Consider the following 14,529-nt stretch of genomic DNA (forward strand, 5'->3'; position numbering starts at 1 on the left):
CCTTTAAAAAGCAGAATTATAAATACGTTTTTATCATAAGTTGTAGAATATATAGGATGCCAGCATAGGTGTATAAAATGACTTTTTATGGAAAACAAAAAAACGCCCTTTCGGGCGTTTGTCATATATATCCTGCTAACCTATTGTTATCGTGTTATGCCACTTCTTCAGCCAGATTAATGCGGTCTTCTTCTACAGCATGGCAAGCAATTAAATGGCCTTGTTCTGATTCGTCGTAGCTATCCAGTTTCAACACGGGTGTTTCACTTTTACAACGTTCATTCGCAAAGCGGCAACGCCCATGGAATGCACAACCAGAAGGTGGATTCAATGGTGACGGTAACTCCCCTTCTAGCTTAATACGTAAGCGACGCTTTTCAGGCGATAGCTGCGGCGTACTAGACAGTAGAGCTAAGGTATAAGGATGTTTCGGGTTGTCGAACAATTGTTCACACGTGCCTTGCTCAACTACTTTTCCTAAATACATCACCATCACATCGTCTGCAATATGCTCTACAACCGATAGATCGTGGGAAATGAACACATAGCTCAACCCAAACTCTTCTTGCAAGTCCATCATTAAGTTGAGTACTTGTGCTTGCACCGATACGTCCAGCGCAGAGACCGGCTCATCAGCCACAATGACATGGGGATCCAGCATCAAACCGCGAGCAATGGCAATACGCTGACGCTGACCACCAGAGAACATATGGGGATAGCGATCATAATGCTCCGCTTTGAGTCCCACTTTTTCCATCATGGAAATGGCTTTGGCTTTACGATCTGCTTTGGGTAAGTCTGTATTAATCACCAAAGGTTCTTCGAGAATTGAACCGATTTTCTTACGCGGATTCAGCGAACCATAGGGGTTCTGAAAAATAATCTGAATTTTCTGACGCAACTTAGTCTGCGCGCTCTTGCTTAACGTCAGCAAGTTCTGCCCTAGGTAGCCCAATTGACCATCAGTCGGTGTTTCGATCATGGTCAGCATACGACCTAGGGTCGATTTACCGCAGCCAGATTCCCCTACTACGGCCAGCGTTTTACCTTTTTCCAGATTAAAGCTCACCCCATCCACCGCTTTCACCACGGCTTCAGGCTTAAACATGCCTTGCTTTACATGATAATGCTGTTTCAGACCCTCTGCTTTTAGAATTAGCGCACTGTCAGCAACGTTTGTTTTACTCATGCGGCAGGTCTCCCTTGTGTATCGAGTGGCGTGTGACATTTCACTTGTCGATTCAGTGAACCTTGGTTCTCAGGTTCCTCTTTGCGACAGTGATCCGTTGCATAAGGGCAACGAGGGCTTAGCAAACATCCTTGTGGACGATCATATTGACCTGGTACCACACCAGGCAAGGCATCTAGTCGGGCTTTTCCTGAAGCGGACTCAGGTAAAGATGCTAACAACGCTTGCGTATATGGGTGCCTAGGCGTGCTGAATACCTCGGCAGCAGGACCAGACTCAACGATTTGGCCTGCATACATAACGATAACACGATGAGCAACCTCCGCCACCAACGCCAAGTCATGGGTAATCAATACCAATCCCATTTTCTTTTTGCGCTGCAACTCTATTAGCAAATCAATAATCTGGGCCTGAATGGTCACGTCTAGGGCTGTGGTGGGTTCATCTGCCACCAGCAAACGAGGATTACAAGCAATCGCCATAGCGATCATCACCCGTTGACTCATTCCCCCAGACAGTTGATGAGGATAATTGTCCAAACGCGATTCTGGAGCGGGAATCCCCACTTGAGTTAGCAATTCAACGGCCCGTTTTTTTAGCTCTTTTTTACTGCCACCTTGGTGTGTTTTGAGCGCTTCGATGATCTGGTAACCCACGGTAAAACATGGATTCAAACTGGTCATTGGATCTTGGAAGATCATCGCAATGTCCGAGCCAGTCAGCTTACGACGTTGCTTCTCTGGCATGGCTTGTAGATCTTTACCATCGAACGACAACTGATCGGCGGTAACTTTGCCAGGGAAATCGATCAACCCCATAATCGCCAATGAACTCACACTCTTACCTGAGCCAGATTCCCCAACAATGCCTAGGACTTCCCCTTCCTCGACTTTATAACTGATGTTATCCACGGCACGGAATTTGCCGAAGGTCACACTTAAATTGTCCAGCTGTAACAGTGACATCACAACCTCCTACTGTTTCAACTTGGGATCAAGGGCATCGCGTAAGCCATCGCCCATAAGGTTAAAGGCCAATACGGTGATCAGTATCATCAAGCCTGGGAAGGTGACGACCCACCATGCACGTTGTACAAATTGCAACGCATTCGCCAACATAGATCCCCATTCTGGTGTGGGTGGCTGTGCACCAAGCCCCAAAAAGCCCAATGCCGCCAAATCCAAAATCGCGCTGGAAAAGCCCATCGTGGCTTGCACAATCAAAGGAGCCAAGCAGTTTGGTAGAATACAGATAAACATCAGACGCAACGGGCTCGCCCCAATCACACGTGATGAGGTGACATAATCGCGAGACATTTCACTCAAGGTGGCCGCCCGGGTCAAACGGACGTAGTTAGGCAAAGAGACAATCGAGATGGCCAAAGCCGCATTAAAAATACTGGGGCCAAGGATGGCGACCACCGCAATGGCGAGCAATAAACTAGGCATGGCCAGCATGATATCGACCAAACGCATGATGACTATGTCAATCACACCTTTAAAATACCCTGCTACTAAGCCGAGTAAAATACCTAACACTAACGATAAAGTAACCGCCAACGCACCAACGGCCAATGACAAACGAGCGCCATAAATCAAACGAGATAAAATATCTCGCCCTACATCGTCTGTCCCTAAAATATAAGACCAATTACCACCATCCAACCAAGCCGGAGGCAATAAAAACGCATCACGGACCTGATCCGACGGCGAATGGGGAGCGACCACATTGGCAAACACCGCTAAAAAACAAATCAGGATAATAAAGGCTAAGCCAGCTACCGCCCCTTTATTACTACTAAAATAGTGCCAAAACTCACGCAAAGGGGTTCTTGGCGCTGGTGCCATATTCTCGACCATTGGCGTCTCTGAGTTGGATTGCGCAGATTGCGCTTCTGATTGAATCGTCATAAAAGCGCCTCCTTATCGGCTATGTCGAATACGTGGATTAACAATGCCATAAGCGACATCAACCAACAGGTTTACAATGATGATAATGGTAGCAACAATCAGAATACCACCTTGCACTACTGGATAATCACGCCGGCTGATGGCTTCGATCAACCATTTACCGATACCTGGCCAAGCAAAGACAGTTTCCGTCAAAATCGCACCGGACAGCAAAGTACCCACCTGTAAACCAATCACTGTAATCACCGGAATCAACGCATTACGTAACGCATGAATAATGATCACTCGCCAAGGGGCAATCCCTTTGGCACGGGCCGTTCGAATATAGTCTTCACTTAATACTTCCAGCATGGACGAACGTGTCATACGGGCAATAACCGCCATCGGAATGGTACCCAAAACAATGCTTGGCAAAATAAGATGAGAAACAGCCGAAATAAACGCCCCTTTTTCACCCGACAGCCAAGAATCAATCAACATAAAGCCTGTGACATTATCAATCCAGTACACCACATCAATCCGACCGGAGACGGGGGTCCATCCTAATGTCACAGAGAAAACCAGCATTAATAATAACGCCCACCAAAAAATCGGCATGGAATACCCTGTCAACGACATCGTCATCACAGTGTGATCAAAAATGGTTCCACGCTTAACAGCCGCAAAAATACCAGCAGGTAATCCAACGAAGATAGCGAAAATAGCGGCACAAACAGATAACTCAACAGTGGCAGGAAATAGGGTTAAAAACTCATGCATGACCGAATCATGAGTCACCAGTGAATACCCTAAATGGCCGTGTAAAATACCGACAACATAGTCGAAATATTGCACGTAAAGCGGCTTATCAAGACCCAGCTGAGCAGCCAACTCAGCATGACGTGCAGCGGATACGCCGTGCTCACCCGCCATGACTTCAATCGGATCCCCAGGAATCATATGAATCAAAGCAAAGGTTAACAAGGTAATACCAAGAAACGTCGGAATGACAAGGCTTAATCGGCGAAAAATAAACTGGAACATAAAGAAATGGCTCTCTGGCTATTTGACTAGATCGAGCAATGCTCGGTCAGTGGGATGTTTGCTTGCGTCCCGGCAAGCAAACATCCTTTGCTAGATCCAATTAGGACTAATTTTCTTTACTGACGTACTCGAAGTCATGTGTGCCTAATGGATTGATTTTGTAGTTCTTTACAACTTTGCGAATTGGCTCATAAACGGTCGAGTTAGCAATCGGCATAAAAGGTACCTGTTTATGGAAGATAACTTGTGCTTCCTTGTAGTACTTAGTACGTTCTGCAATATTTGATGTGCGTTTCGCCTTGATTAATAGATTATCGAAGCTCTTATCACACCATTCAGAATAGTTACCGCCACCCACAGCATCACAGCTTAGCAAAGTGTATAGGAAATTATCTGGGTCACCATTATCGCCCGTCCAACCAATGAGTAGGGTATCCGCTTCGCCCGCTTTGGCGCGTTTCAAATACTCACCCCATTCGTACGTCACGATCTCCGCTTTCACACCCACTTTTGCCCAGTCTTCTTGGATAATCTCCGCCATACGACGCGCATTTGGGTTATATGGACGTTGCACAGGCATGGCCCAAATTGTGGTGCTAAAGCCATTTGGATAACCCGCTTCTTTTAATAACTCTTTGGCTTTCGCAGGATCATATGGATAATCCTTAATGCTGTTATTATAAGACCACATAGTTGGTGGGATTGGGTTTTTGGCAACTGTACCGGCCCCTTGGAACACGGCATCAATAATGGCTTTTTTGTCAGTCGCATAGTTCAATGCCTGACGTACTTTCACATCGCCAAAGGGTTTTTTCTTAACGTTAAACGTTAGATAACCCACATTCAAACCCGCTTGGCTTAGCAATTTAATATTTGGATCTTTTGCCATCTGCTTAAGATCGGCAGGGTTTGGATAGGGCATTATGTCACACTCACCCGCTTTTAACTTCGCATAGCGAACAGAGGCATCTGGGGTGATAGAGAAAACAAGACGATCAATTTTAGGCTTGCCTTTCCAGTAATCTTTAAAGGCAACATAACGAATTAAAGAATCTTTTTGATACTGTACTTTTTCAAAAGGCCCTGTGCCTGATGGATCTTCATCTAGCTTCTCTGGAGTGCCCGCTTTTAGGTATTGATCAGCTTGCTGTTTAGAGAAAATGGACGCGAAATCCATTGCTAGGTTCGCAACAAACGGCGCTTCTGGGTGATTCAAGACAAACTTCACTGTGTAGTCATTGACTTTCACAATGTTTTTGATCAGTTTATCCATCCCCATATCATCAAAGTAACCGTAAGAACCGCCACCTACATTATGGTATGGGTTGCTCGCAAGACGCTGACGGTTAAATGAGAACAATACATCGTCCGCATTAAAATCACGAGTGGGTGTAAAATCTTTTGTCGTTTGGAACTTCACGCCATGGCGTAAATGGAAAGTGTATACTAAACCATCTTTAGACACGTCATAGCTCGTCGCCAAACTAGGAACGACTTCGGTCGTGCCATATTTGAATTCCATCAAACGGTTAAAAATCGCTTGGGAAGACGCATCAAATGTTGTTCCAGAATAATAGAGAGAAGGGTTAAAACCTTCTGGACTACCTTCAGAACAATAAACCAAGGTGCTTGTCGCTTGTGCTGTAGAAGCCATCATCGCTCCCGCTGCCAGCATAGCAAGCGGTAATGCTGCTAACCCTTTTTTCATTTTCATTCTCCATTAGCATAATTATGATCGTGTGGAACACGTGGGAAGTAGAATCAAGGTACTCGTTACTTTTGTGATTTGGTACAGGGTAACTATAGACGCCTTTCAGAAAGTTGGAGAGAAAGAACCTACATAAAACAACCTCATTTAGGCTCCTGCCTAAATGAGGTGTTTGTCTCGTCCTTGAGCCCCCTTTAGCTATTTTCTACTAACCACTGAACGGTCTGCAGAAAAATAACGTAGGTCAAGATTACTCAAGGTTTACACAATGACCAATCGAAATAACGAGATGCCTCATACGTGTAATGAATATGGAATGAATATGAAGAAAAATTTCACTCAAAAGTGGTGCAAAAAATCCCGATCACAACGCAATAAAGAAACGATTAGAAAAGATAAAAAAAACCAATAGTTTCAATATACTATTGGCTTTTCATTTTGTAATAATGACGTCACGTTAGGCTTTTTTGTCTAACGCCTTAATCAATACCGATGTATCTTGCCGACTACGCCCTTCGGCCATTAGCCCTTGGTAATCTTGATCGACTGATTGGGTTAATGGGATATTTAATCCCATTGTTTGTGCCTGAGCGAGGCACAAACTCAAATCTTTATGCATCCATTCGATGGCAAAACCAAAATCAAATTCGTTTTTGGCCATGGTTTCACCACGATTTTCTAATTGCCAAGACCCAGCGGCCCCATGCTTTAAGGTATCAACAAGCGTTGCGACATCAAGCCCTGCTTTTTGCGCAAAACGAATGCCTTCGGACAAGCCAGACAAGACTCCAGCGATCAAAATCTGATTGACCATCTTTGCAAGTTGACCGTTTCCAACCGGCCCCAACAAGGTTGTCGCTTTCGCATAACAATCTAAAATCGGTTTTGCGACGGCTAATGTACTTTCATCACCGCCCATCATGACGGTTAACACACCGTTTTCAGCCCCTGATTGGCCACCAGAGACGGGGGCATCCATAAACGCAAACCCTTTTTCCATTGCAACTTGGTGGAGCTCTTTCGCAACATCTGCTGACGCCGTAGTATGGTCAATAAAAATGGTGCCTGGTTTTGCCAATTGAAAAGCGCCCTTCTCACCAAGGTATACCGCTCGAAGATCATGGTCGTTCCCTACACAGGTCAGAACAATATCCGCCTCTTTCGCTGCCAATGCAGGGGTTTCAGCAAACTCACCACGATAAGTGTCGCACCACTGCATCGCTTTTGAGGTCGTTCGGTTATAGACCGTCACGCTATGACCAGCCTTACTAACATGCCCAGCCATTGGATAGCCCATGGTACCCAAACCAATAAAACTCACCTTCATTGAAATACTCCTTGTTCTACTACATTTATTTCATCATACCCCGCGATGAGATTTTTTCGAGACACAGATGGTTAAAAGACACAGCATACAGAGCTTTTGATGAAGAATACGAGCACAAGAAGAACAAAAACTGAACACACCCACCTGTGGATAACTTTGTGCAAGATTTTCTCAACACCCACCCAATCCTGATAAAATCATCGCGTTAATAAAAATCGTGTATTTTTTATACGACTCACGTGAAAAGTTTCCAAAACGCTCACAAATGCCAACAACACAATCAGATTCATCAGACCACTCAAAACTATAAAACCTAAGAAAATCAACCGACAGGCTTTCTTTTTCCAATGACTGAATTTTTTTCTTTTAAAAATCATGCTCTTATAATTATTACCTTGAGGTATTCTCCCACGTCATAATGAAACGAATTCATAGCTATGGCCTCAACACTAAGCTTGGTTTCCCACAATGCCGATCAACTCGCTATTTCTTTGTTAAAGCTTTCAGAAAGCCAATTCGACGAGTTTACGCATTTTTTTCCGTGAAAGATTGCGCATCTTTATCTCTCCGGTGTTTGGGGATAAATTTTTTCAGATTTTATAAATCCCTTATTTTCCACACCAGACGGACACTTAATAATGAGTATAATTCATATCGGTAGATATCAAGAGTTGTGCTAGAGTGATAGAAAAACAATAAGACTTACAATGAGGCCTCGACTCGCAATGGATAATATCGCTTCTCAGATTACGTCGACTGAGCGATCTTCTGTCGCCCCGATGGATTCGGATCATCCAGATGATCCACATAAGCATCTAGAAAGCACGTTTTTTGCCTTAAAAAAACACAGCCAAATGCATCCATTTCCAAACCTTAACCAGCGCCTAACGCTATTAACTAAGCTTCAACAGGCATTATTACGTTATGAAGAAGCCTTATTGACAGCATTAACGTCAGATTATGGGCAACGCGCCCCTGAAGAGTCTCGTCTAATTGAATTGATTCCGACGTTAGGAGAAATAAAACATGCTAAGCGGCATTTGGCTCGTTGGATGCGTCCTAACTCTCGCCGCCCCCATATTAGCATTTTCCCAGCTAAAGCCAGTGTGATGTATCAACCTAAGGGCGTTGTCGGCATTATCTCGCCTTGGAATTATCCCGTTTTACTGTCTCTTGGCCCCTTAGTGGGCGCGTTGGCAGCAGGAAACCGGGTCATGTTAAAGGTGTCTGAGTTCTGTCCTGCAACCAATGCAGTGTTACGCCTACTACTAGAAGAATCTCTTGGAGAGGAATGGATTGCCTTTGTTGAAGGGGAAGCCGAAGTCGCGAATACCTTTAGTCAATTACCCTTTGACCATCTTTTATTCACTGGATCCACCCAAGTGGGCAAACGGGTTATGGCAAATGCGGCGCAACATTTAACCCCAGTGAGCCTTGAGTTAGGGGGCAAATCCCCGGTCATTGTCTCACCATCGGCGAATCCAAAAACGGCAGCTGAATGTATCCTATTTGGTAAATTGATCAATGCTGGACAGACCTGCGTCGCACCCGATTACATACTGTGTCATCGGCAACAAAAACCCGCTTTGATACACCATATGAAGCAAACGCTTGCACGTATGTATCCTAACGGAATCGATAGCCCTGATTACACCTGTTTAATCAATGAAAAACAAATGAATAGGCTAACGAGCTACTTAGAAGAAGTGGCACAACAGCAAATCTGTTATGAAAATTTAATGCCACAAGGCCCCAAATGGAAAGGGCACAAATTAGCTCTTCACCTTTTACACCAGCCTGACGAGCAACTTAAGGTGATGCAAGAAGAGATCTTCGGGCCCATCTTACCCCTACTCCTTTACAATGATCTAAGCGAAGCCATGGACTACATCAATGCACGTCCTCGTCCACTTGCGACTTATCTGTTTAGCCAAAACGCGAAGGAACATCAAGAGATCGAAACAGGCATAGTGTGTGGCGGCTTAGTCATCAACCAAACCCTTTTACATGTGGCACAAGCCGATTTGCCCTTTGGCGGTATCGGTGAGTCCGGTATGGGGATGTATCATGCCATCGAAGGGTTTCATACCTTCTCACATGCCAAAGCCGTGCTCCATAAAAAAGGCCCGAATATGATACATCTGCTCATGCCACCTTATAAAAAACACATTCACAAGCTATTAAAAAGGTATTGGCACTTTTTATAATGCAGAAGACATAAAAAAGCCCCATGGTAAGTGGGGCCTTTTATTGAACTGATACAATTTAAGCTTATGGTAATCTAACCACTCACCTTAAGGCATTTAAACGTTTGGCAATCGCATCTATCTCTTTGCTCATACTACTGAGTGTGTTTGAATCTGCCGCATTACTGCCAGTCAATTCTTGCAAACGCGAAACAAACCGAGTGAGATCTTGAGAGACTTTTTGCTGCTCATGGGCCGCCTCAGAAATCTGTGTTGCCTGTTCAGTAATTTGCGAGAAGGCGTTCACCACTTGTTGTAGATGATCCGCCGTGAGTTCGGCTGTTTGCACCGCCTTCTCAGTCTCCTTCTGCCCTATCTCCATCGAGCTAACCGACTCTTTCGAGCCAACCTGTAAACGTCCGAGTACCTGCTCAATTTCCACCGCCGAACTTTCACTCTTAGCCGCCAAATTACGCACTTCATCCGCCACAACGGCAAAGCCCCGTCCTGTTTCACCCGCCCGAGCGGCCTCAATCGCGGCGTTTAAGGCTAATAAGTTCGTTTGCTCTGCAATATCGCGAATCACACTTAACATGTTATTCGCTTGACGACTGTCTTCATCCAGCTTGAGAATATTTTGTTGCGCTAAGGTCATGGCCTGCGTGAGAGAGCGCATGGTACTAATTACCTCGCCCATTTCTTTACCACTCACACGAACATCGTTATGGATACGCTCAACCGTTTCCTTCGTTTCATTGGCGTACATGGACACATCATGAGAGGTGGCAGCTAATTCTTCAGTTGCCGCCGCTAAAGTATGGTTTTCATCACTCAAGCTATTTGCTTTATTCAAGAAGTCATGACTGAACTCATTTAAACGACCCGCGTCTTTCACTAAGTTGGCTGACTCTTGGTGAATTTGTCCTAATAATTGTTTGAGTTTATCGCCATATCCGTTAACAGCTTGACGTAACTCTCCCAATTCATTGAGTTTACCAACCTCAAGCTCTTGTGTACTGCCGCCTTCAGCCAGCTGGTGTATTCGCGTGGTGGTTTGATTGATTTGCCCTAACAAGCTGCGGAAGAAAATGGCAGCAATCACACCAACGACAACCAATAATGCGCCAATGGCCAACATCAGGAACCAGCCCATATTTTGCGCGATTTCCGTCATACGAGACTTTTCTACTACCAAACCAATGGTCCAACCAGTATTAGGCAGCTTAATCACATTCACATAAGCCGCCCCACCTAAAATAGAGTCCTTTCCTTCTTCAAAACCTTGTTGTTGACCAGATTGATTGTAATAGTTTAAAGCGAGGGCTAACGATGGGTATTGCTCAGCTAAATTGGCAACCGTTAACATGCTACCATCGCTTTTGACAAGATTGGCTTTGCCTTTCGGAAAGCTGATCACTTGCCCTATAGGGTCAATGGCAAACACATAACCTCGGTTTTCAGCTCCATAGGCTTCTAATGATTTGGTAATATCCGCCAACATCATATCGATCGTAGCCACCCCCGAGAACTGGCCTTTCTCTTTAATTGGTACAGTACAAGTCACCATAGGGGTTTTGGTAACAGGATCAATATAGGCATCGGACCAAGAGCAGCGGTTCACTGGTGCATTACGTCCCACGGTATACCAGCTATCGTTGTGATAGCCTGGGCCAGAAGGATCATTATAGTCATCAAGGTACTTCATACCAGAATCGGAACGCGCCCAAAAAAAGCTACGACGATCAACGCCTTTTGTGAAGGCATTTGGCTCAGGCCAGATCCCCCCACCAGCAATGCTGGTATCGCCATGATTGTCTATAACACTGGGGAAAAGTGTCTTGAATAACGCTTCATCCTTAGGCAAACGCGCACTAAGTAATGCCAGAGTACTGGTGAGCACCTGAATTTTGTCTAATTTGGCACTCAGTAAATCGGATAGTGCCTCTTGATTAACGGCAATTTGTTTTTGACGTTCTGAGGTAAGATCTGGCTTTACCTTAAACTCGACAACGGCATAAATACAGGCTAAGGCTAAAATAAGAATAGCAAGCAGACCAATAGTGATTTGCTGGCGAATTTTCAAGGTGGGCTTCATGCTGTCTCCATGTTTTTCAAACAAGAGTTACTTAACAAAAAAACCAAACGGGACATATGGGCATCCTGTCCATTTTTTGCTTTACATCAATGTAATCACATCATCCCAGTCAAATGTTACTTAACAGAGATAACGCAAATATTTTGTCAGTATAAGATAAAGAAATACACCTCTAATTTTACATTTTGCTCTGGCAACCAATAACAATCAATACGACCCTCCTAAACCATACAAGCCGACAAGGTAAAACCCCTCTTCTTTGCGCTCTACAAGTCGTATGGTTTTTTATGATGACCCACGCTAGCATAGTCAAACCTAACTTGGAGACGTTTCATGTTTACACTTGCTATTCTTAGCCATCAACAGAAAGTTGATGTTGCTAACTTTTCCCTAAATGCCGAACAAATGGGCTTGCCAAAAGAGTTACCAATCCATATTGCTCAATCCTGCTTAGTTGGCGGTAAACAGGCTGGCTCCCGAATCATCACCCTAACCGTGGGTGAAACAACCGTTCGCATTGTCCCGACCCGTGCCATGGCAATATTAGATGCAGTTCGAAACGGCGTGCGCTTTGGCTGGCAGTCCCCCGTAAAAGAAATCGTCCATCCAAGCTTTATCAATCAAGAAGCCTCTGGTGGATCAGGTTGGTTAGATGGTTTTAATGAAATGGTCGTACGATGTGGTTATCAATGGGCAGGGCATCCAGGACAAGACGGTGATGAGTTTTTAACACTACATGGTCGCATTCAAAATACACCCGCTGACGAAGTCGTGCTCGAAATTGAACAAACCCCGCCTTACCGAGTGACACTCCGTGGACGGGTGGACGAAAAACGCTTCAAATCCACCAACTTTGAAATCGAAACCTGTTTGTCCCTTTCCATTGATGAGCCTTATTTGACGATAGAGGACACCTTAATCAACAAGGGAAGTTACGAACGTGAATATCAAGCGATTTACCACAATAACTTCGCCCAACCTATTTTAGAAAAAGGGGCCCAATTGCATGTACCTGCAACAGAAATATCCCCCTTTAATAATTATGCCGCCCAAGGATTAGAGCACTGGAATCAAATGCCAGCTCCCACTAAGGACTTTGATGAAATGGTGTTTAATGTGCGCCCGATCAGTGATGAAAATCACTTAAGCTGCGCCTTGCTACACAATGCCAATGCTACGTCGGGAATAGAAGTGACTTACCAGACTGATACCTTGCCAGTATTAACGATTTGGAAAAACACAGACACAGAAGAACAAGGTTATGTTGTCGGCATTGAGCCAGGAACCAGTTTTGCTTATAACCGCCGTTACCAACGCGAGCTGGGGTTAGTCCCCACCATTCAGGCAGGGGAAACAAAACATTTTATGGTACGTTTTGGACTGTTAACAGATGAGCACCAAGTCATAGCAAGCAAAGCGCGTATTGACGCTTTGCAAGCCAGACAAACGTGCCAAGTAAACACTACACCACTGGTATTTCTCGACGCGTAGTACGAGCTATGGCTCTTTCCCAATCTCCCCCTTCAACAGGCGTCGACTGTTGAAGGGATTGATTATAAATGTACATACTGCCTCTACCATAAGGCGAATGAACTCGCACACGAACAAACAGAGAGTCATCCGGAGAATTTGGATCATACTCCTTCATACGATCCAAAGCCTCAAGAGTACTATCACTCACCTTATACCATTCCACACGAACCCGTTGATTCTCCTCGTAGGTTTTCACTACACCAGGATACTGTCCAAGGTTGAACATTCGAAATCCTGTTAGCCAGCCTTTACCGATAGGTTGACTATCAACAATCATTTCGTGATCACTAAAACCAAATCTGAGCGAGTCATACACTGCGACAATATTTGAAGACATTTTTCGTTTCCATCCAGTCATACTAATCAGCAAAGCATCCCTCATACCGCCAAAGCATTTCAAGCTTAAAACAGGGTGTTTAGTGATAAATTACAGCCTTATTACACATCCCAAAGACAACCTTTAATTCATTGATAAAATGGTTACTTTAGAAAGCATTTTATCAATGGTCCATGCATAGCAGACTCTATACGAAAAGCATGTAATGTCACTTCATGACAGCGTCAGGAAAATTAAATTTGCCATTATCATTCTTCTGCTGAGCTTTAGGCGGAATGGGAGCGACCACATCCCAATGCTCGACGATTTTATTGTTGGCAACCCGAAATAAATCATACAAAGCAATCGGCTTATTGTTATCCTGACCGCTACTGACCACCAACACAAAGTTTCCTTCACCAAAGACAGCCTCAATTTTACGATAATGAGAAAGTTGCCCTTGCTTTGTCATATTGGCAAAGGCTTTTCTCAAGCCTGCCATCCCATCTGAGATATGTGGATTATGCTGAATATATTGGGTAGAGCTGATGAATTTGGGCATTTCATCACTCTTGCCGTCCACCAAAACCGTCTGTACAAAGTTTCTGACCAAACGTTTATTGGACAGGGTCTTATCACGGTCAACAATTTTCGTCGTGCCATCGGTCTGCGTATGCCCACTTGGATTGGGCTGCTTTTCTAAGCTTTGGATATTATCCCAGTGTTCAGCAATTTTGCCATTTTCAAAACGGAAAATATCAAATACGACCGAGTTATAGGGAATAATATTGGATTGGACAATCACATAATTCCCATCTTGTAATACTCGCACAGCATAACTTTTACTGTCTTTAGCGGGCGTCGAAGGAAACTGTTTCAGGAAATTAATCAGTCCTTGTTTACCTGTCGCAGCCCCCAAATTATGCTGAATATAATCCTCACGGATATAATTTAAATAATTGGGATCCGTCGTACCCAGTTTTTGCAAAACGGTAACGGCAATGTCTTTTTCATTAACTGCCGTTTTTTGCGCTGAAGGGGAACTGGCACAACCAGCCACCAATAACACACACGATACTAGCCCTGCACTGACTAAACGACCAATCATGACAACATCCTTTCTATGATAATGAAATTCAGTTCATAGATTACGCAAATTGATCTTAATAAAAAGAGAAAATTTGCTTAGAAAAGGTAAAACTATCGTATTAAAATTATACTGTAATGAATAAAGCACCATAA

At 44.2% G+C, this 14,529-nt stretch carries 11 protein-coding genes; 2 read left to right on the plus strand and 9 right to left on the minus strand.

What is annotated here, in order from left to right:
• Positions 1-154 precede the first annotated feature (154 nt).
• The 6 genes from JHD45_RS11825 to JHD45_RS11850 all read right to left on the minus strand — a co-directional run bounded on the left by JHD45_RS11825 (position 155) and on the right by JHD45_RS11850 (position 7,157).
• Positions 155-1,189 (minus strand): peptide ABC transporter ATP-binding protein, encoded by a 1,035-nt coding sequence (locus JHD45_RS11825; protein WP_199476720.1) that lies wholly within the window; start codon positions 1,187-1,189, stop codon positions 155-157.
• Positions 1,186-2,154, minus strand: a complete 969-nt coding sequence (gene dppD / locus JHD45_RS11830) for a dipeptide ABC transporter ATP-binding protein (protein WP_199476721.1) — start codon at positions 2,152-2,154, stop codon at positions 1,186-1,188. Before dppD ends, JHD45_RS11825 begins: the two co-directional genes overlap by 4 nt.
• Positions 2,155-2,163: 9 nt before the next feature.
• Positions 2,164-3,048, minus strand: a complete 885-nt coding sequence (gene dppC, locus JHD45_RS11835; protein ID WP_199476747.1) for a dipeptide ABC transporter permease DppC — start codon at positions 3,046-3,048, stop codon at positions 2,164-2,166.
• A 63-nt stretch (positions 3,049-3,111) separates the two neighbouring features.
• Entirely contained in the window at positions 3,112-4,122 is a 1,011-nt protein-coding gene (locus JHD45_RS11840; RefSeq protein WP_199476722.1) for an ABC transporter permease subunit, read from the minus strand.
• A 106-nt stretch (positions 4,123-4,228) separates the two neighbouring features.
• Positions 4,229-5,830, minus strand: coding sequence for an ABC transporter substrate-binding protein (locus JHD45_RS11845; RefSeq protein WP_199476723.1), 1,602 nt, complete (start codon positions 5,828-5,830; stop codon positions 4,229-4,231).
• 457 nt (positions 5,831-6,287) lie between these two features.
• Positions 6,288-7,157, minus strand: a complete 870-nt coding sequence (locus JHD45_RS11850; RefSeq protein ID WP_199476724.1) for an NAD(P)-dependent oxidoreductase — start codon at positions 7,155-7,157, stop codon at positions 6,288-6,290.
• A 725-nt stretch (positions 7,158-7,882) separates the two neighbouring features.
• Between JHD45_RS11850 and JHD45_RS11855 the strand changes: the two genes are divergently transcribed.
• The gene (locus JHD45_RS11855; RefSeq protein WP_233407779.1) at positions 7,883-9,364 is read left to right on the plus strand and encodes a coniferyl aldehyde dehydrogenase; all 1,482 of its coding nucleotides are present in this window, start codon (positions 7,883-7,885) and stop codon (positions 9,362-9,364) included.
• An 82-nt stretch (positions 9,365-9,446) separates the two neighbouring features.
• Here the strand turns inward: JHD45_RS11855 and JHD45_RS11860 are convergent, their stop codons facing one another.
• Positions 9,447-11,438, minus strand: coding sequence for a methyl-accepting chemotaxis protein (locus tag JHD45_RS11860; protein ID WP_199476725.1), 1,992 nt, complete (start codon positions 11,436-11,438; stop codon positions 9,447-9,449).
• Between the two features lie 333 nt (positions 11,439-11,771).
• Between JHD45_RS11860 and JHD45_RS11865 the strand changes: the two genes are divergently transcribed.
• Complete coding sequence (locus JHD45_RS11865) at positions 11,772-12,929, plus strand: aldose 1-epimerase family protein (RefSeq protein ID WP_199476726.1); 1,158 nt, start codon at positions 11,772-11,774, stop codon at positions 12,927-12,929.
• Here JHD45_RS11865 and JHD45_RS11870 read toward each other — a convergent pair.
• A complete protein-coding gene (locus JHD45_RS11870; protein ID WP_199476727.1) occupies positions 12,901-13,308 on the minus strand; it encodes a gamma-glutamylcyclotransferase family protein in 408 nt (135 codons plus the stop codon). The genes JHD45_RS11865 and JHD45_RS11870 overlap by 29 nt on opposite strands.
• A 208-nt stretch (positions 13,309-13,516) precedes the next feature.
• A complete protein-coding gene (locus JHD45_RS11875) occupies positions 13,517-14,395 on the minus strand; it encodes a nuclear transport factor 2 family protein (RefSeq protein ID WP_199476728.1) in 879 nt (292 codons plus the stop codon).
• Positions 14,396-14,529 lie beyond the last annotated feature (134 nt).

Source organism: Marinomonas spartinae, assembly GCF_016461715.1.
Taxonomy (GTDB): Bacteria; Pseudomonadota; Gammaproteobacteria; order Pseudomonadales; family Marinomonadaceae; genus Marinomonas; species Marinomonas spartinae_A.

Excerpts from the sequence above, each read along its gene's own strand:
- dppC (WP_199476747.1), bottom strand. The coding sequence starts at position 3,048 with ATGGTCGAGAATATGGCACCAGCGCCAAGAACCCCTTTGCGTGAGTTT.
- dppD (WP_199476721.1), bottom strand. The coding sequence starts at position 2,154 with ATGTCACTGTTACAGCTGGACAATTTAAGTGTGACCTTCGGCAAATTC.
- JHD45_RS11875 (WP_199476728.1), bottom strand. The coding sequence starts at position 14,395 with ATGATTGGTCGTTTAGTCAGTGCAGGGCTAGTATCGTGTGTGTTATTG.
- JHD45_RS11850 (WP_199476724.1), bottom strand. The coding sequence starts at position 7,157 with ATGAAGGTGAGTTTTATTGGTTTGGGTACCATGGGCTATCCAATGGCT.
- JHD45_RS11865 (WP_199476726.1), top strand. The coding sequence starts at position 11,772 with ATGTTTACACTTGCTATTCTTAGCCATCAACAGAAAGTTGATGTTGCT.
- JHD45_RS11860 (WP_199476725.1), bottom strand. The coding sequence starts at position 11,438 with ATGAAGCCCACCTTGAAAATTCGCCAGCAAATCACTATTGGTCTGCTT.
- JHD45_RS11825 (WP_199476720.1), bottom strand. The coding sequence starts at position 1,189 with ATGAGTAAAACAAACGTTGCTGACAGTGCGCTAATTCTAAAAGCAGAG.
- JHD45_RS11870 (WP_199476727.1), bottom strand. The coding sequence starts at position 13,308 with ATGTCTTCAAATATTGTCGCAGTGTATGACTCGCTCAGATTTGGTTTT.
- JHD45_RS11855 (WP_233407779.1), top strand. The coding sequence starts at position 7,883 with ATGGATAATATCGCTTCTCAGATTACGTCGACTGAGCGATCTTCTGTC.
- JHD45_RS11845 (WP_199476723.1), bottom strand. The coding sequence starts at position 5,830 with ATGAAAAAAGGGTTAGCAGCATTACCGCTTGCTATGCTGGCAGCGGGA.
- JHD45_RS11840 (WP_199476722.1), bottom strand. The coding sequence starts at position 4,122 with ATGTTCCAGTTTATTTTTCGCCGATTAAGCCTTGTCATTCCGACGTTT.